At 44.6% G+C, this 18,812-nt stretch carries 14 protein-coding genes; 12 read left to right on the forward strand and 2 right to left on the reverse strand.

Annotated elements, in window-relative coordinates; translation table 11 throughout:
* Positions 1-92: 92 nt before the first annotated feature.
* The 11 genes from ABCM67_RS04325 to ABCM67_RS04375 all read left to right on the forward strand — a co-directional run bounded on the left by ABCM67_RS04325 (position 93) and on the right by ABCM67_RS04375 (position 14,512).
* A complete protein-coding gene (locus ABCM67_RS04325) occupies positions 93-266 on the forward strand; it encodes a DUF4250 domain-containing protein (protein WP_044961487.1) in 174 nt (57 codons plus the stop codon).
* 303 nt (positions 267-569) lie between these two features.
* Complete coding sequence (locus tag ABCM67_RS04330) at positions 570-1,088, forward strand: MarR family transcriptional regulator (RefSeq protein ID WP_342992533.1); 519 nt, start codon at positions 570-572, stop codon at positions 1,086-1,088.
* Positions 1,081-3,243 (forward strand): ABC transporter ATP-binding protein, encoded by a 2,163-nt coding sequence (locus ABCM67_RS04335; protein ID WP_092068410.1) that lies wholly within the window; start codon positions 1,081-1,083, stop codon positions 3,241-3,243. The genes ABCM67_RS04330 and ABCM67_RS04335 overlap by 8 nt, the downstream gene beginning before the upstream one ends.
* Positions 3,240-5,072, forward strand: a complete 1,833-nt coding sequence (locus ABCM67_RS04340; protein WP_015527233.1) for an ABC transporter ATP-binding protein — start codon at positions 3,240-3,242, stop codon at positions 5,070-5,072. The genes ABCM67_RS04335 and ABCM67_RS04340 overlap by 4 nt, the downstream gene beginning before the upstream one ends.
* Before the next feature lie 397 nt (positions 5,073-5,469).
* Positions 5,470-6,837, forward strand: coding sequence for a hypothetical protein (locus tag ABCM67_RS04345; RefSeq protein WP_092068733.1), 1,368 nt, complete (start codon positions 5,470-5,472; stop codon positions 6,835-6,837).
* 4 nt (positions 6,838-6,841) lie between these two features.
* A complete protein-coding gene (locus tag ABCM67_RS04350; protein WP_110103240.1) occupies positions 6,842-7,993 on the forward strand; it encodes an aminotransferase class V-fold PLP-dependent enzyme in 1,152 nt (383 codons plus the stop codon).
* Positions 7,994-8,117: 124 nt separating this feature from the next.
* Positions 8,118-8,411, forward strand: a complete 294-nt coding sequence (locus tag ABCM67_RS04355; protein WP_110103239.1) for a hypothetical protein — start codon at positions 8,118-8,120, stop codon at positions 8,409-8,411.
* Positions 8,412-8,515: 104 nt separating this feature from the next.
* Complete coding sequence (locus tag ABCM67_RS04360) at positions 8,516-9,385, forward strand: AraC family transcriptional regulator (RefSeq protein WP_342992534.1); 870 nt, start codon at positions 8,516-8,518, stop codon at positions 9,383-9,385.
* 172 nt (positions 9,386-9,557) lie between these two features.
* A complete protein-coding gene (locus ABCM67_RS04365; protein WP_118753006.1) occupies positions 9,558-11,927 on the forward strand; it encodes a TIM-barrel domain-containing protein in 2,370 nt (789 codons plus the stop codon).
* 156 nt (positions 11,928-12,083) lie between these two features.
* Entirely contained in the window at positions 12,084-12,404 is a 321-nt protein-coding gene (locus tag ABCM67_RS04370) for a putative heavy metal-binding protein (RefSeq protein WP_015527228.1), read from the forward strand.
* Between the two features lie 5 nt (positions 12,405-12,409).
* Positions 12,410-14,512 (forward strand): UvrD-helicase domain-containing protein, encoded by a 2,103-nt coding sequence (locus ABCM67_RS04375; protein WP_092068398.1) that lies wholly within the window; start codon positions 12,410-12,412, stop codon positions 14,510-14,512.
* A 98-nt stretch (positions 14,513-14,610) separates the two neighbouring features.
* On the opposite strand, the gene ABCM67_RS04380 is transcribed toward ABCM67_RS04375, so the two are convergent.
* Together ABCM67_RS04380 and ABCM67_RS04385 are read right to left on the reverse strand one after the other, a co-directional pair.
* Positions 14,611-15,378, reverse strand: coding sequence for a response regulator (locus ABCM67_RS04380; protein ID WP_256163851.1), 768 nt, complete (start codon positions 15,376-15,378; stop codon positions 14,611-14,613).
* 4 nt (positions 15,379-15,382) lie between these two features.
* Positions 15,383-17,185 (reverse strand): histidine kinase, encoded by a 1,803-nt coding sequence (locus ABCM67_RS04385; RefSeq protein WP_118753005.1) that lies wholly within the window; start codon positions 17,183-17,185, stop codon positions 15,383-15,385.
* A 285-nt stretch (positions 17,186-17,470) separates the two neighbouring features.
* Between ABCM67_RS04385 and ABCM67_RS04390 the strand changes: the two genes are divergently transcribed.
* Positions 17,471-18,796 carry an ABC transporter substrate-binding protein gene (locus ABCM67_RS04390; protein WP_015527223.1) on the forward strand — a complete coding sequence of 442 codons (1,326 nt, stop codon included), beginning with the start codon at positions 17,471-17,473 and terminating at the stop codon, positions 18,794-18,796.
* The last annotated feature ends 16 nt before the right edge of the window (positions 18,797-18,812 follow it).

Below are 18,812 nucleotides of genomic sequence, written 5' to 3' on the forward strand. Positions count from 1 at the left end.
TAAGATAGTAAATCTGATATTTCAGATCAGACAGCTATCCAGCAGCATCTGGGATATTGGATAAATATCAGATAAAAGGATGGAAACAGATTATGATACCAAAGGACCCGGTAATGCTTTTAAGTTACGTAAATACACAGCTGCGGGATTTTTACAGATCCCTGGATGCCTTCTGTGAGGACAGAGGACTTAACCGGAAAGAACTGGAGGATAAGCTTGACATGATCGATTATGCTTATGATCCGGCTGTGAATCAGTTTGTATAAGAAAATCAGGAACAGAAAGAAGTACCCGTTTCGAATAAAAAAACGAAGCGGGTATTTTTTTTGCGAAAAAAATAGGAAAAACAGCAGAAAATAAATTAGCTTGACAAATTAATTAATAGATTTCAGGTGGAAATTAAAGAAGCTGTAAATCTTAAAAAAGTGTAAAATTTACAAAAACCAGTTGCATTTTTTGTGCAGATGTATATTATATATAGTTAGCCGACTAATTAAAAAAGAAGATCACTGCTTCGTATATCATTAACAAAGAGCAGGTGTCTGATCGGATGAGAGAGGAGTGACAGCGTGTTTTGTAAGGAGGAAGATGAGAAAGAAAGGCAGAGCAGCTTTTTATCTCTGTTTATGAAGGTAGACCGTTATTTTATGACGAAATGCTTTGGTCAGATGCAGGAGCTTGGGATTTATCCGGGACAGATACCGGTTCTGGGGCTTGTGTCCGGAAGGGATGGCCTGAGTCAGCGGGAAAGTGCAAAGATCCTGCATATCAAGCCGCCTACGGTAAATGTATCGATACAGAGACTGGAGAAAGCAGGCTTTCTTTATAAGAAACCGGATGAAAAGGACCAGCGTGTGACCAGGATCTACATGACAGAAAAGGGAAAGGAAATCAAGGCAAAAGCACTGGAACGGATCCATAAAAATGAGGCTGTGATGATGGAAGGCTTCAGTGAGGCGGAACAGTGCCTGCTTCGGAGATTTCTGGAGCAGATCCTTGTAAATATCGAAAAGATCCAGCCGGAGGAAGCCATAGAAAAGCTTCATCCGGATGAAATGACAGAAAGGAAGGAACAGAAACGTGATTAAACTGATGAAATATCTGAAACGATCTGCAGGTTACATCGTACTCATCATTGCGCTTCTTTTTCTTCAAGCATACTGTGATCTGTCTCTGCCGAATTACACATCAAATATCATTAATGTGGGAATTCAGCAGAACGGTATTGAAGACAGTGTTCCTGAGAAGATCAGAAAGACGTCTATGGACAGTCTGAAGCTGTTTATGGAAGAGGATGATGCGAAAACTGTGGATGGATTTTATGAGGAAGAGGGAGATGATCTGGTATTAAAGGATAAAATCTCCAAAGAAGACAGAGAAGAACTCAACGATATCTTCGGCAAACCGATGGTGATCGTTTCTACTCTGACGTCCGACAGTGAGGAATCAAAGGCAGCTCTTGCAAAAATGGGAATCCCGGAAGGGACGGATCCACTGGCGGCTCTTTCTCAGATGCCGGCAGAGGCTTTGGCTGCTATGAAGGACCAGGTCGGAGAAAAGATCGACAAGATGCAGGAATCCATCATCACACAGGCAGGTGTTTCCTATGTTCGTGTAGAATATGAAGCTATGGGTGAAGATGTGGATGCCATACAGATGGATTACATGAAAGCAACAGGTATCCGCATGGTGCTGATGGCACTGGTCACCATGATGGCTGCAGTATGTGTGGTATTTCTTTCATCCAGAGTTGCTGCATCTATGGGACATGATCTCCGTGGGCTGGTTTATAACAAAGTCATAGGTTTTTCCAGCAGAGAGTACCATAAGTTTTCAACAGCATCCCTGATTACACGATGCACGAACGATATCCAGCAGATCCAGCAGGTAATGGCTATGATGTTCCGTATCGTGCTTTACGCGCCGATCCTTGGAATCGGTGGTGTGATCCGCGTGCTTCAGAGAGATTCCTCCATGACATGGATCCTTGGGGTGGCCATTGTACTGATCATGGCATTTATGGCAATGCTGTTCAGGATCGCAATGCCGAAATTTACAGCCCTGCAGACCATGGTAGATAAGCTGAACCTGGTAACAAGAGAAATCCTTACCGGTATTCCGGTTATCCGTGCATTCAGCCGGGAGAAACACGAGGAGGAGCGTTTTGAGGATGCAAATATCACTCTGACGAAGACAAACCTCTTTGTAAACCGTTGTATGACATTTATGATGCCGGTGATGATGCTGATCATGAACGCAGTTTCCGTACTGACCATCTACAGCGGTTCTTATGCAGTAGACAGCGGAAGCATGCAGGTTGGTGATGTTATGGCGTTTATCCAGTATGCAATGCAGATCATCATGTCATTTTTGATGATCACAGCAATGTCTATCATGCTGCCGAGAGCAAATGTATCTGCACGCCGTATCAACGAGGTGCTTGAGACAGAAGTCAGTGTCCAGGATCCGGAGGATCCGGTACAGCCTTCCCAGGATGTGAAGGGGACTGTAGAATTTGATCATGTAAGCTTCGCATATCCGGAGGCAGGAGAGAATGTTATCACAGACATTTCCTTCAAGGCAGAAAAAGGTGAGACAGTAGCGATCATCGGAAGTACAGGAAGCGGTAAGAGTACACTGATCAATCTGATCCCGCGTTTCTATGATGCAACAGAAGGATCTGTGAAAGTGGATGGCGTGGATGTCCGGAAAATGACACAGAAGGATGTCCGTGACAGGATCGGTTATGTTCCGCAGAAGGGTGTACTTTTCTCAGGAACCATTGATTCCAATATCCGTTACGGAAAGACAGAGATTTCGGAAGATGCAGTGAAAAAAGCAGCAGAGGTTGCACAGGCTACGGAGTTTATCGACACCAAGCCGGAGCGATATAAGACTCCGATCGCACAGGGAGGAAGCAATGTTTCCGGTGGACAGAAGCAGAGGCTTTCCATTGCCAGAGCTATCGCAAAAGATCCGGAGATCTTTATCTTTGATGACAGCTTTTCCGCACTGGATTTCAAAACAGACAGCACACTTCGAAAAGCGCTGAAAGAACATACAAAAGAAGCAACAACCATTATCGTGGCACAGCGTATCAGTACGATCTTAAATGCAGATAAGATCCTTGTACTGGACGATGGACATATGGCAGGGATCGGAAGCCATAAGGAGCTGATGAAGTCCTGCGAGGTATATCGCCAGATTGCCATGAGTCAGTTATCAGAGGAGGAATTGGCATGAGTCAGCAGAGAAGAAGAGGTCCGATGGGCGGACACGGAATGCAGCCAACAGAGAAGGCCAAGGACTTCAAAGACTCCATGAAAAAGCTCTTTGGCTATATGGGCAGATATAAATTTCGTTTTATCCTGATGTTTATCTTTGCAGTGGCAGGTACAGCGTTTAATATTGCAGGCCCGAAGATACTTGGAAAAGCTACCACAGAGCTGTTCAATGGTCTGGTTGCTAAGGTAAACGGTACAGGCGGTATTGATTTCGGTAAGATCGGAATGATCCTTCTGTGGACTTTGGGACTGTATGTGGCAAGTGCATGCTTTTCCCTGATCCAGGGATTTGTCATGACGGGGATCTCCAATGATGTTACATACAATCTCCGAAAGGATATTTCAAAGAAGATCAACCGTCTGCCAATGAATTATTTCGAGAGCAGAACAAACGGTGAGATCCTTTCCAGGGTGACAAATGATGTGGATACCCTGCAGATGAGCATCAACCAGAGCATGACACAGCTGATCACATCCGTAACAACACTGATCGGTGTATTTATCATGATGCTTTCCATCAACGTGTGGATGACACTGGCAGCAGTGCTGATCCTGCCGGTTTCCATGCTTATCATTAATAAAGTAATGAAACACTCCCAGAAATATTTCCAGGCACAGCAGGAGTATCTGGGAAAAGTAAATGGTCAGGTTGAGGAAAATTTCGGCGGCCATGATGTGGTAAGAGTATTCAACAAAGAGCAGGATGCGCTGAAGGAATTTGAGCATGACAACCAGAAGCTTTATGAGTCTGCATGGAAGTCACAGTTCTTTTCCGGAATGATGATGCCGATCATGCAGTTTGTGGGAAATCTGGGATATGTGATGGTGGCACTTCTCGGAGGGATTTTTGCCATCAAAGGAACTATCGAGGTTGGAGATATCCAGTCCTTCTTCCAGTATATCCGTAACTTTACACAGCCGATCCAGCAGATCGCCCAGGTTACAAACCTTCTGCAGTCCTCGGCGGCAGCTTCTGAGCGGGTATTTGAATTTCTTGAGGAGCCGGAGGAAGAACTTCAGCCGGAGAACCCGGATTCCATTGAGGGACTGGAAGGAAATGTACAGTTTGAGCATGTGAAATTCGGTTATAATCCGGATAAGATCATTGTAAATGATTTTTCCGCAGATGTGCATGACGGTCAGAAGATCGCCATTGTAGGACCTACAGGTGCAGGAAAAACGACGATCGTAAAGCTGCTGATGCGTTTTTATGATGTAAATGGCGGAAGCATCAAGGTTGACGGACATGATATCCGGAACTTCAACCGCAGCAATCTCCGTGAGATGTTCGGAATGGTGTTGCAGGACACTTGGCTGTTTTCCGGAACCATTATGGAAAATATCCGCTATGGAAGACTGGACGCAACGGATGAAGAGGTGATCGCAGCAGCAAAAGCGGCCCATATCCACAACTTTATCATGCAGCAGCCCGGCGGCTATCAGATGGTCCTGGATGAGGAGACCAGTAATGTTTCTCAGGGGCAGAAGCAGTTGCTTACCATTGCAAGAGCGATCCTGGCAGACAATAAGATCCTGATTCTGGATGAGGCCACATCTTCCGTTGATACAAGAACAGAAATGCAGATCCAGAAGGCTATGGATAACCTGATGAAGGGCAGAACCAGCTTTGTTATCGCCCACAGACTTTCTACCATTAAGGATGCAGATCTGATCCTGGTGATGAAGGACGGAGATATCATTGAGCAGGGAGATCATGAAGAGCTGCTGGCACGGAAGGGCTTCTATGCGGATCTGTATAACAGTCAGTTTGAACAAAAACAGGCATAATCCTGTTTTTGTTCATGAGGAAGTAGCGAAGCGGATTCCGAATGTCTGCTTTGCTGAAAGAGGCACAGGCATAAGATAACCTGAGTATTGGGCAGGATTACAGCACCGGAAATGTACTTCCATCCGAAAAACGGATCGGCCACGTTTCCGGTGCTTTTTTTTGCGGATTTTTTTCAGGTTAATGTGGTGAATAAATATTGTATAATTCATATAAAAATGATGGGAATAATAATATAAATTATATGAAAATAGCACAAAATCGTAAGAAAGTACAGTCTGTTCGGAAGAATAAAGAGGAATTCCATGATTCATACAGTATAATAGGATATATCGAGTGTGTGGAAAAACTACAAACTGGAAAATGCGGAATGTTAAAGAGAAGAGAGGTATTTTTATTATGAAACAGAAAGCAATGGATATGAAACTTGTAGTAAAACCGTTGGTTGGATGTCTGACACATACACATTTCTGGGAGGGACCATGTCGTGCCGGACATAAAGAGGATATGACTGTTGAAGCTGAGACAAAAGCAGCTGATGAGGCGTTCAAAAATTCAGTTAAGGGATTACAAGGGGTTATTGATGAGGTAGAATTCACGGAGCCTGTGGATGTCCGCTATAATGAGTCTTTTGTTGTAGATAAAGACCTTTTTGCAAAAATCGGAGAGGATGTTGATGAGATCGATTGCTTCCTCTGCATGGGATGGAGAATTCCTAAGCTTGAGCGTTTCGGAAAGCCGGTCGTTATCTGGCAGAACGGAAACGAAGGAATTGATTTTGCAGCATACTGCCGTTCCATCGGAGTAGAGGCATATGTATGTATGGATCTTCAGGATGTGAATGAGATCATGCATATTCTCTGGGTAAGAAAAGCAGTTCGCAATACAAGGGCGCTTGTACTGACAGCAGGATCTCAGCCTACATTCGGAATTCAGAGTCTGATCCGCGATCCGGAGATCCTTCGTCAGCGTTACGGAGTTGAAGTGGTGAAGCTTCCATTTACATCCATTTTCAAATATATGGATGAGATCACAGATGAGGAAGCAAAACCGATTGCAGATAAGATCATTGCAGGATCTACCGATACACAGGTAAACACAGACTGGTTTATCAATGACGTGAAATATTATCTGGCTGCCAAAAAGATGATGGATATTTATGACTGCAACGCTTTCTCAACCGCATGTCATGAGCTCTGTACAACAGAAATCCCGCAGAACCGTAAATTCACACCATGTATGTGCCATTCCATCATGAAAGACGAGGGAATTCCAAGCGGATGTGAGGAAGATCTTAATGCACTGATGGCCATGCTAATCATGCAGTATGCCGGAAAACGTCCGGCATTCATGGGTAACCCGAACCACGAGACAGACGAGCTTCTCCGCATCCACCATGCAGTACCGGCTCTTCAGATGAACGGTTATGGAACAAAACCGCTGGCATACAAACTCTGGGCATTCACAGGCCAGGGATTCGGTGGAAAACTGCAGGTTGACTTCACAGAGAACGATGATGATTATATCACACTTGGACGTTTCAATCCGGCAGGCGATACCATGTGCATCAAGAAAGGCAAGGTTATCCGTTCTGAATATGCAGATACATACTGCAGTCCGTTCTACTACATCCAGATGGACGATGCAAGAGAATTCATGCACAATCTTGCAGGATTCGGACATCATCAGGTGCTGATCTTCGGTGATTACACAAAGATGATCAAGAAGATTGCAAAAATTATGAACTTCAATATTCTGGAAGGATGATTGGATGATATATCTGAACAACGGGGCAACTTCCTGGCCGAAGCCCCCTGCTGTTTTGGAAGCTGTGCAGGCGTGCCTTAGCGGCACGCCTGCTTCGCAGTTCCGGGGCGGCAGCTCGATCATGAAAAAAGATGTGGAAGTACTTTGCCGGGAAAAACTGGGACAGCTCCTTGGAATCAGGGAAACAGAGAGAATATTTTTTACATCAGGGGCAACAGAAAGCATGAATACAGTCCTTGGGGGGCTGGACTATGGTGAAAAAGGCAGTAGCATCCTGGTAACGCAGACAGAGCATAACAGTGTGCTACGTCCGGTATATAATCTGGAACAGCTGAGAGAACATCCGGTGCTGGTAGTGAAGTGTACGATAAACGGGACAGTGACGGAAGAAGCCCTGGAAACAGCAGTACGACCGGACAGCCGTGTGCTGATCGTGAACCACTGTTCCAACGTGACAGGCTGTGTGCAGGATATGGAGATGATCCGGGAATTTGTAAAGAGACATGGACTGATCCTGATTGTGGATGTGTCGCAGAGTGCTGGCTGTATCCCTGTTGATGCAGATAAATGGGAAGCAGATGCGCTTATTTTTACAGGCCACAAAAGTCTGATGGGAATTCAGGGAACCGGCGGATTTTATGTCAGGAGCGGAATTGAGCTGAAGCCTCTGAAATATGGGGGAACCGGAAGAAACAGCGCACAGCTTACCTACGAGAACAAAGATTATGAGTATGAGGTAGGAACTCAGAACATGCCGGGAATCACAGGACTTCTGGCTGGGGCGGAGTTTATTGAGCAGACAGGACTTGCGGCAATTATGGAAAAAGAAGCTCGTCTGATGGAAATGCTTTATTGTGGTCTGGAACAGATAGAGGGTGTAAGGATCTACGGAAACCATGACGTATGCAGAGGACCTGTGATGAGCCTGAATTTTCAGGGACTGAAAGCTTCGGATGCCGCGTATATTCTGGAAAGCGGATATGGGATCATTGTCCGTTCAGGGCTTCACTGTTCGCCATTGATCCATAAGGCAATGGGAACAGAAGAGGGCGGAACTGTGAGAGTAAGTGTTTCGTGGTTTACGGAGGAGAAGGATATAAAGGAATTTTTAGGAGCTGCGAAGGAAATAGCAGCATCTGTGGCACGGAATATTTAGCAGGCAAGTTACAGAGCAAATTTATACGGATGTATTACGAAGAACGATCACAGGAATCAGTCATATAGGGCAGACAGCAGATCCACGGGAAATCTGCCTGTAAAGGAAAGGGGAATACACGATTATGAAAATAATAGGAAAACAGCCTTCCAGGGAAAAATGTGCAGAATCCGGCTGGTTTGCCTGGGATTATCTTCTGGATGAACCGGTAGAGCGGGAATTCATTCTGAAGCTGAGACCATTGGGTGGATTCACATATCTTGATATGCTGAAACAGCCGTTTTTTAAGATTGACAGCGATTACTATATGATAAAAGGAATTCAGGGTAATGATTATTTCCGCATTGCTGTCCATGGGAAGCACGAAGATCAGCTGGAAGAGTTAGAACGAACTATCACAGATTGCATGGAAAAATAATATCTGCTATAATATTGTGAGCGTAAGAAGACACTGGAAAGGCTGCCGGTCCTGCCGGAAACAGCTGATGCGATGACAGTGTCTGCGTTTACAGGAGGCAGAATTTGCGATTAGAGAGAGACAACATACCCCTTGACAAAGAATTTCCTTTTCAGATTTCAGAGGTGGAACTGACACCGGAGAACAGTCGGCCTGGAAGTTATCACTGGCACAGCTATTTCGAGATCACCTGTGTGTTGGGGGGCAAGGGAAATTATTTTGTAAACGGGCAGGAATATACAATGGAAGAAGATGACATCATCATCTTCAATAATGTGGAGCCTCATGGATGGAAGCTGATCGGTGGAGACATGAAGCTTCTTGTGATGATCTTTTCACCGGAATTCGTGGCCGAAAAGCTGAGTATTTTTGATACGGAATATCTGAAGCCTTTTGTTGAGAGAGGAAGTAATTTTAAGAACCGTATCGGCAGGGAAGAAGAGGTAAGCGGAGAGATCCGTTCCAGTATCTGGGAGATTTATCACGAATGGCAGCAGAAAAAAGAAGGCTATCCGCTGATGATCAAGGCGAATGTACTTCGCATCCTTACCATGCTGATCCGGGCTTATCAGGATGAGAGCAAGTCAGGGGAAATGCTCCGTGAGAAGAAAAATGCAATGAAGCGTCTTGAGCAGGCTTTTAATTACATAGATGATCATTACTGTGAGAAGATCACTCTGGAAGAAGTTGCTTCTTCCGTATATATGAGTTCCAACTATTTTTCTTCTTATTTCCGTAAGGTGACAAATATCAGTTTCAGCGATTATGTCACAAGGATGAGGATCAACCATGCGCGTGAGTTTCTTCGGGAAACAGATAAAAATGTTACGGAAATCGCCATGGAATGCGGATTTAATAATATTTCCAATTTTTACAGACTTTACAAAAAACACGTGGGGAAACCGCCGAAAGATGAGAAGCAGAAGAAACAGTAAAAATAGTTAAAATTCATGAGCGGATAAGTCATAGACGGAAATCAGGCTTCGATGTTAGGATAAAAGTAAGAAATTTTGTCCTGATATCGGAGCTTTTTTATTAGAAAGGCTCCGATATCAGAAACGGAATATTAATGTCTGATTTACCGGACAGATAAGGAGAAGGGAAATTATGGTTAAAACAGATAGCTATGTACAGTTTGAAGCAGGAAAGCTGACATACCGGGTGGTTCCGGTGACAGAGGAGATCATCCGCATGATCGTTTCCGGAAAAGAGATCAAAGAGGCACAGGACTCCCTGATCATTGAGAAAAAAGAATATCCTGAGGTTGATTTTTCAGCAGAGGAAAATGCAGGAAGTATCATTGTGAAAACTGTGAAAGTTTGTGCAGAGATCAACACTGCATCCGGTGATATCATCTGGAAGCATGCAGACGGAAGCAAGTGGCTTTCCCAGAAGAAACCGGAACTGACTGAAACAGATGTGATCCACTATAATACAGGCGATGAGGAGCCGATCATCAACCGTGTAAAGACAGTTGACGGTGAGAGGAATTTTATCCAGAATCTGAAAGCTGAGAAAGTAAGAACAGCATATCGTGGAAAACTGTTCTTCACATGGAAAGAGGATGAGGAAATCCATGGGCTTGGCCAGGCAGAGGAAGGTATTTACAATTACAGAGGTCACTGCCAGTACTTATATCAGCATAACATGCGTATCCCGATGCCGGTTTTGGTTTCCACAGAAGGATATGGAATTCTTGTTGACTGCTGTTCACTTATGACTTTTAATGATGATCTGAAAGATTCCTATCTGTTTCTGGATACTGTAGATCAGATCGATTATTATTTTATGGGCGGTCATACTATGGATGAGATCATCCATGATTACCGTTATCTTACAGGCAAGGCGCAGATGCTGCCGAAATGGGCTTATGGCTATGTACAGTCCAGAGAGCAGTATTACACGGCAAAAGAGCTTCTTGAGATTGTTCGCCACTACCGTAAGATCGGGGTTCCGCTTGACTGTGTGGTACAGGACTGGAATACCTGGGATCCTGGAAACTGGGGCGAGAAGATCCTGGATCAGAAGCGTTACGGAGATATGAAAGAATGTGCGGAGGAAATCCACAAACTGAATGCCCATACCATGGTTTCCGTATGGCCGAATATGAATGCAGGCGGCAAGAACCATACAGAGTTTTTTAAGACTGGTCATCTTCTTTATGATTATGCGACTTATGATGCTTTTAATGAAGAAGCGAGAGAAATGTACTGGAAACAGGCACAGGAAGGACTTTTTGACCAGGGCTTTGATTCCTGGTGGTGCGATTCCACAGAACCGTTTTCCGGTCCTGACTGGAGTGGTGCAGCAAAGAGAGAGCCATGGGAAAGATATGAGCTTGTCGGCGGTGAGCACAAGAAATATCTGGATCCTGCTGTTGCCAATGCTTTTGCACTGATGCATGCAAAGGGAATTTATGAGAATCAGAGAAAAACTACAGAAGAGAAACGAGTTCTTAACCTGACACGTTCCGGCTATGCTTCCGGCCAGAAATATTCTGCAATGCTGTGGTCAGGCGATACCTGTGCATCCTGGGATAATCTTAAGACACAGATCGTGGAAGGCCTGAATATGGGACTGAGTGGATATCCATACTGGACACTGGATATCGGCGCTTTCTTTACAGTTGCTGATAAGTGGCAGAACCGTGGATGCGGCTGCAACACAGATCCGGAGCCGAAATGGTTCTGGCAGGGCAAATATAACGAAGGTGTGAAGGATAAAGGATACTGTGAGCTGTATACAAGATGGCTGGAGATGGGAACCTTCCTTCCGATGTTCCGTTCCCATGGAACTGATACACCAAGAGAAATCTGGAACTTTGGTGAAAAAGGAACCATGTTCTATGATGCCATCGAGAAGTTTATCAAGCTCCGTTATCATCTGATGCCGTATATTTATTCCCTTGCAGGTGCTGTACATTTTAATGATTATACGATTATGAGAAGCCTTCTCTTTGACTTCCCGGAGGATAAAGAAGCACGCAAGGTTGAGAATGAGTTTATGTTCGGACCGTCCCTTCTGATCTGTGCTGTTACAGAGCCGATGTATTACGGACCGGAGAGTACTGAGCTCCATAGAGAGAAAACATGGAAATGCTATCTCCCGGCAGGTACGAAATGGTACGATTACTGGACAAACAAGGAGTATGAAGGCGGCCAGTACGTAACCGTAGATGCTCCGATCGACCGGATGCCGATCTTTGTAAAAGCAGGAAGTATCCTTCCTGTTGCAGAGGGACTTGTATATGCTTCCCAGAAACCTGAGGAGTCGGTGAAACTTATGGTATATCCAGGTGAAGACTGCAAGTTCACTATTTATGAGGATGAGGGAAATAACTACAATTTTGAAAACGGTGCTTATGCAACAACAGAGCTTACCTGGGATGATAAAACAGGAACTCTGACTGTTGGCGGGCGTCAGGGAAGTTATCCGGGAATGGAAGAAGTTTCCTATGTGACTGAAGTTGTAAAATAAATAAGCGATAATAAGGAAAGACTGTCTGAAAAGGTGCCTGGCATCTCTTTGGGCAGCCTTTTTTAACTCTATACATCGTGACGGCTTTCGGGTATAATTCTGTAATAAGGCATTTTTATGCCTGAGAAAAAACAACAGAAACGGGAGGATTTTACCATGATCATAACAACAACGCCATCTGTAGAGGGAAGAGCAATCCGTGAATATAAAGGAATCGCATTCGGAGAAGTGATCACAGGAGTAAATTTTATGAAAGATCTTGGAGCAGGTCTTCGGAATTTCTTTGGCGGCAGAAGCGCCGGTTATGAGGAAGAACTTCAGAAAGCCAGAGGAGAAGCCCTGGCAGAGCTGGAGCAGCGTGCAGGTGCAATGGGAGCTAATGCAGTGATCGGTGTGGATATTGACTACGAAGTGCTTGGTGCAGATAATGGAATGCTGATGGTAACAGCAAGCGGAACTGCTGTAGTGGTGGATTAAGGCTTATGGCAGCGGTAAAAAACGGACGTGAATACCTTTCACATGTGACAGAGTCATTAAAGCACAGGATCGCACAGCTGGATGAATCCATAGAGGCCGGACAGAAAGAAATCGAAGGTATGCATGAGTACTACTGGGAAAACTATACAGAGATGGACCAGTACGGTTATGAGAATTTTGATAACCAGCAGGCACTTCTCCATGAGATCAATGCCAGCAATGAGAAGATCGAACTGCGTCGGAGATTCAGGAAGATGATGGATTCACCGTTTTTCGGAAGGGTGGATTTCTGCTATGAAGGAGAAGATGAGCCGGAGATATTTTATATCGGAATTGCGAACCTGGCTGAGGAGAACGGCGGACTTCCGTTGATCTATGACTGGAGAGCACCTGTGTCCGGACTGTTCTATGATTTTGACAAGGGACCGGCTTCCTACCAGGCTCCGCTTGGCGAGATCCACGGGGATATTGCTGCCAAGTGGCAGTACAAGATCCGCGGTGGAAAAATGATCTATGAGTTTGAGAGTGATGTGAAGATCGACGATGAGATCCTGAAGGCAGAGCTTGGAAGCAACGGTGATGTACAGCTGAAGAATATTATCCGCACGATCCAGAAGGAGCAGAATGCGATCATCCGAAACACTTCGGATCGTATCATGGTGATCCAGGGAGCAGCAGGAAGCGGAAAGACTTCCATTGCCCTGCACAGGATCGCTTATCTCCTGTATCATGACAGGAAAAATCTGAAATCTTCTTCTGTGCTGGTGCTTTCACCGAATGGGGTGTTCTCGGACTATATTTCCCATATCCTGCCGGAGCTTGGCGAGGAGAATATCCGGGAGATGAGCTTTGACCTTTTTGCATACAAGAGACTGAAAAATGTTGTTTCTGACTGTGAAGACAGATATGATCTGATCGAGCGTCAGATTGCAGGATTATGCGATGAAAAGCTTCTGAAAGAGAAACTGTCACGGGATTTTCTGGATCGTATGGAAGGATATCTGGTGGAGCTTGAGGACAGCCTTATGAACTTCCGTGATGTGGAACACAGAGGCGTGGTCAAAAAAGAGCAGGAGATCATAGAGCTTTTTTACTTTAAATTCATGGATATCCCGCTGCTTTCCAGAATGGATGCAGTAGCAGAATATTTCATTGATGAGGTGGAGACTCTTAAGGGATTCGATCTTCCGGATGAGGAAAGGGAGGCTGTGAAGAGCCGTTTCTACAGGATGTATGAGACAAGAGATCTCTATGTGCTGTACAACCGTTTCCTGAGACAGGAAGGTTTTCCTTCTCTTCCACAGGTTCAGTATGAAAAAAGAAAGCTGCGCTATGAGGATGTGTATCCGGTTTTGTATCTGAAATATCGGCTGGAAACTCAGCAGGAGGATTCCGGTGTGCGCCATCTGATCGTGGATGAGATGCAGGATTATTCCATGATCCAGTATCTGATCATTCAGAGACTCTTTAAATGCAGGATGACTATTCTTGGGGACAGAGAACAGACTATGGACGGCGAGCAACAGGATGTGCTGACATTTCTGCCTAAGATCTTTGGAAAAGATATACGCAGGATCGTGATGAACAAGAGCTACCGTAATACTGTTGAGATTGCGTCTTATGCCAATAAACTGGCGGGAATTACGGAAGTGGAGCTTTTTGAACGTCATGGAAAACCTGTTGTGGAAAAAGAATTTCCGGGGCTTGAGGAGGCACTGGAGAGCGTAGTGAGAGAGCTGCGGCTTGAGAAGCAGGCAGTCATAGCTGAGAATGCAGATGAAGGTGTTGAAGATATTATTTCATATGAAACAGCAGCAGTGATCGCAAGAACTGCAGATGAAGCAAGGGAAACTTACTACATTCTGAAGGAGAAGCTGGAAGCAGAAGGCTTTGATACCAAGGAGCGTTTGTCCCTTCTTCACAGAGACAGCACAAACTTCCAAAAAGGCCTGACTGTCACAACATTCTACATGGCAAAGGGTCTGGAGTTTGATCAGGTATTTTCTGTATTTCCTGGGGAAGACCGAAGTCCGATCGTGGAGCGGGCGAGATATATTGCGGCGACGAGAGCTCTTCATGAATTGTATATGTATGAAGTTGTGAAATAAAATATAAAAAGTCATTTCAGAAGCCGGATGCTTTGGGAACAGAGCATAACCGGACGTCATGAAATGACTTTTTTGTTTATATATACCTGGAAAATTTATTAACTGATCTGCTGGCTCTCTCCCTCATCTTTATATTCCAGAGGGCTTTTCCCTGTATGTTTCTTAAAGATCCTGCTGAAATATCCCTGGTCGTGATAGCCGCACATTTCACCGATCTGTTTTACAGAAAGGGAAGGCTCATGGATCAGCAGCTTCTGTGCATGGCTCATCCGGAGATTGATCAGATATTTGGTAGGGGTGCAGTCATAGACCTGACAGAAGATTTTGGTCAGGTAGCTGGGACTGTAGTTCATGGTTCCTGCAATCAGGTTCAGGTTGATATCCTCTGCATAATTCTGTACCATGAAGTTCTTGAGAAGCTCTGCAATCTGTCCCGGTGACATGCAGGAAGCACCTGGGGCGAATACGGTTTCGTAGTCATCACGTTTAATCTGAAGTTCCTGTTTGATCTTAAGGAGAACATTTTGGAGTTCGTCCGGATCTACAGGCTTCAGAAGGTAATCAGAAACCTTCAGCGTGATGGCTTTTTTTGCGTATTCAAAATCAGAAAATCCGCTGGTGATCACAAATTTCGTAAAGGGAAACTGATCACGGATCCTGGTGAGCAGGGTGATTCCGTCCATGACGGGCATCTTGATATCCGTAAATACCACATCCGGGCTCATCTGTTCCACCAGCGAGAGGGCCTGTGCACCTGTCTGTGCTGTGCCGATCACCTGAAAATCAGGATCTGCTTTTTCAATCTTATGTACCAGATTATTCAGAAGAAGTTCTTCATCTTCTGCCACAATAACAGTATAGTTCATAGTATTATTCCTCCGCATCTGTCTGAAAATACCGTCCAATAGAAACAATTCCGTGGCCGTCCGCTGTATTTCCATACCTGAAAATGATGTCATCTTTGCAGAAGAGTTTCCAGCGGAGAAATACATTGACAGTGCCAAGACCGTTGATCTTCAAAGCAGGCATGCCGGGATTTCGAATGGCATTCATGATATCTGAATTTATTTTTTTCTTGGCTTTTTCAGTGAATCCCGGTCCGGTGTCTGTAACATCGATCTGCCAGCTGTTTTGGTTTATTGTACTGCTGATTGTGATAGTCCATGGCGGTTCGCAGTCAGAACCATATTTGATAGCGTTTTCCACAATAGGCTGGATGATCAGCTTCGGAACCGGCTGATCCAGAAGAGATTCATCCACATCAATGGAATAATTCAGACTGGACTGGTAGCGGACCTTCATGCAGTAGAGATATTTCTGGACATAATCAAGCTCTTCGCGGAGTGTTACAGTTGTTTCAGCAGTATTGGTAATATAACGCATGATCCTGGAAAGATTGCGGCACATTTTTTCCACGGTATCCGTATCTCCGTTTTCTGCAAGCACCATAATGCTGGAAAGAGAGTTGTAATAAAAATGAGGATTAATCTGACTCTGCAAAGCCATGCTGCGTGCTTTCATTTCCTGCTCCTTGGCTTCGTTAAGCTGAGTCATGGAATCTTTTAGGTTATCGCTCATCAGCTGGAATGCCTGATACAGTTCTTCCAGTTCATTGACGGAAACCGGATAGGAAGTGACTTTTTCCTGGCCGAGAGTGTCCAGTTCCATACGTTGGATAATGTGCTTCAGGTGTTTCACCGGTTTTACTACAGAGCGGGAAAGCCTGTAGGAAACGATTACTGCTGCGGCAAGAAAAGCAGCAACAACAGCCAGAAGGATCTTCAGCATTTTGTATACAGGGGCAAGGATCACAGATTCCGGCTGGATAGTCAGATAAGTGTAGCCTGTATATGCGGAATTCAGTCTGGAGACGTATTCTTTCTGATCTGTGACGGGACTCTGTACGGTAAGGGTATCCTGGTCAGAATCAGTAAGTTTGTAATATTTTGAAATATCATTGGTATCGTCGGCTGTGATATCATAAGGATAGATAAGATCGCCGGACTCATTGAAAACATAGACACTGGCAGCATTTCCGTGATTTTTTTTCTCATAGGAAATGATGCTCTTAAAGATGGATTTACATTGTTTGGCGGTTTCAATCACGCCGACACCACGGCCGTACTGGTTGGTGAAGGAGCGGTACAGGGAGATGAACCACTGGGGATAGCGGGCAGATTTGGAATAGACGTAAGTGCTGTAAGGAGCTGTCAGGACTTTTTTTCCGTTGGCTTCACGGGCTTTCTGGATCCATTCATTATGAGAGTCGTCGCTTTTTTTGACCATGGTGGAAAGGCCGGCCTGGAGCACATATCCGGAGAAATCATAAAGATTTACCTGATCAGCTTTCAATTCGGTGCCGCTTAAGGAGATAAAAAGATCGGACATGGCAGAAAGCATTTCATCGGAAATATTAAGGTCAAATTTCTGGTCGAGAACGGATTTCGACATGTTGCTGTAATTGATGTTTACAGATACAGTGTCAAGATTCTGGATTGCAGAGTCTACCTGGGACTGAAATGTGGAATTTAAGGTGCTCATGGCACTGATCTGGCTTTTCTTCAGCTGCCCGGATGCAAAAACATAAAAGAATATGGCAAAAGAAAAAAGGATCAGGCAGGCCATGCCAAGATAGGCGATAAAAAGTTTGGACTGCAGACTGCGTGTTTTCATATTGGTAAGCCCCCTGTGTGTGAAATGGTCGTGCAAAACATTGGCTAAAAGTATAGCACATTTGTAAAAAAAGTACAAACCGTAAAAATGTAATTCTGAAATAGTGCTTGAAAATGTCAATAGAAACTTGTGTATAGTTACGGAAAATATGAAAAAAGTATAATAAACTGTGAAAAAAGTACAAATACAGGGCAGGAATATCCATGGCTTTTAAAATGATCAGATGATAAACTAATATCATCAAGAGAGAACGAAAAATCAGTTCAAAAAAAGGAGGAAACATTAATGAAAAGAAAGAGATTTCTGGCAGTAGCCTGTGCAGCAGCAATGATCGCTTCCATGACGACAGGACTTGCAGTGAACGTATCTGCAGCGGATGAGAAGAGCGATTTCGCAGGCGAGGAGCTCAGCATCCTGGTTTCAGCAGGATGGATGGACAATCGTTACGATGAGACAATTAAACGTTTTGAGGATACCTACGATGTTACCGTAGACCTTCAGACGATTCCGGCTGATCAGTATTCAGATCTTCTTCAGTCCAAACTTGCTACAGATTCCTGTGCAGATATCTTCTGGATCCAGTCCAACCCGTTTGCAATTGAATCTACCATCGTTGATCCTGAGAAATACTGCATCGACTTTACAGGAGCTTCCTGGGAGAATGTTATGCCGGAGACAAGAAAAGAGTCCTGCGTATACAATGACAAACTGTACGGACTTCAGATTTGGAACGCATCTCCGGAGTATGTAATGGTTTACAACAAGACACTGTTCGAAGAGAACGGCTGGGAAGTACCGACAACATATGATGAGCTGAAAGAACTCTGCGGTAAGATCCAGGATGCAGGAATCACACCTTGGTTCATGCCTGGTGCAGATGGATGGCAGCATCAGCTGGCATTTTTCCAGATCGGCGGCGTTTATGAAGAAGCAACACCTGGTCTATATGACGAATTAAATGAAAACAAAGCAACATTTGCAGATAACGAGAAGATGCTTGAAGTTCTGAATGAGTTCAAAGAACTCTCTGATGCAGGATACTTCGGAGAAGACTGGATCGGAACAGACAGTACAAACATGTCCAACGAATTTGGTGACAGAAACTGTGCAATGGCACTTGCAAATTCCAGTTTCATCAAACAGATCCAGGAAGACACAGGCACATCTGATGAGTTTGGAATGTTCCTTGAGCCACTTGGCGACAATACCTGGTATCCAAGCAGCAACTCCGGCCCGACAATGTTTGGTTACAAGGGAACAGAGCATGAGGATCTTGTAAAAGAGTTTTTCAACTTCGTTACAACAACAGAGAGCCTTCAGGAAATTCTTGACAACTCTCCGGCATACACAAACCTTGACGTTAACGATGACAAGCTTGAGCAGCACTGGCTGCCGGAGGAGCAGGAGTTCCTTAAAACAGTTCCGGATGACAAGAAGGCTGTTGTAACACTTCAGACAGGTACAAAATATACAAACGATTACTGGACACAGTTTGGTCAGGATATGGTTGCATTCTGCCAGGGCGAGATGGAAGCAAACGATGTTCTTAAGAACATGGATACCAACCGTGCTGAGGCAGCAAAAACTGTAGGCGACGAGAACTGGAAATAAATAACAGAACTTAAAA

It is taken from the genome of Blautia sp. 2227st1_G12_2227SCRN_220401, from assembly GCF_039062885.1.
Classification (GTDB): domain Bacteria; phylum Bacillota; class Clostridia; order Lachnospirales; family Lachnospiraceae; genus Blautia_A; species Blautia_A fusiformis.

Coding starts and splice junctions, on each gene's coding strand:
- ABCM67_RS04325 (WP_044961487.1), top strand. CDS start 93: ATGATACCAAAGGACCCGGTAATGCTTTTAAGTTACGTAAATACACAG.
- ABCM67_RS04340 (WP_015527233.1), top strand. CDS start 3,240: ATGAGTCAGCAGAGAAGAAGAGGTCCGATGGGCGGACACGGAATGCAG.
- ABCM67_RS04345 (WP_092068733.1), top strand. CDS start 5,470: ATGAAACAGAAAGCAATGGATATGAAACTTGTAGTAAAACCGTTGGTT.
- ABCM67_RS04350 (WP_110103240.1), top strand. CDS start 6,842: ATGATATATCTGAACAACGGGGCAACTTCCTGGCCGAAGCCCCCTGCT.
- ABCM67_RS04355 (WP_110103239.1), top strand. CDS start 8,118: ATGAAAATAATAGGAAAACAGCCTTCCAGGGAAAAATGTGCAGAATCC.
- ABCM67_RS04365 (WP_118753006.1), top strand. CDS start 9,558: ATGGTTAAAACAGATAGCTATGTACAGTTTGAAGCAGGAAAGCTGACA.
- ABCM67_RS04370 (WP_015527228.1), top strand. CDS start 12,084: ATGATCATAACAACAACGCCATCTGTAGAGGGAAGAGCAATCCGTGAA.
- ABCM67_RS04375 (WP_092068398.1), top strand. CDS start 12,410: ATGGCAGCGGTAAAAAACGGACGTGAATACCTTTCACATGTGACAGAG.
- ABCM67_RS04380 (WP_256163851.1), bottom strand. CDS start 15,378: ATGAACTATACTGTTATTGTGGCAGAAGATGAAGAACTTCTTCTGAAT.
- ABCM67_RS04385 (WP_118753005.1), bottom strand. CDS start 17,185: ATGAAAACACGCAGTCTGCAGTCCAAACTTTTTATCGCCTATCTTGGC.
- ABCM67_RS04390 (WP_015527223.1), top strand. CDS start 17,471: ATGAAAAGAAAGAGATTTCTGGCAGTAGCCTGTGCAGCAGCAATGATC.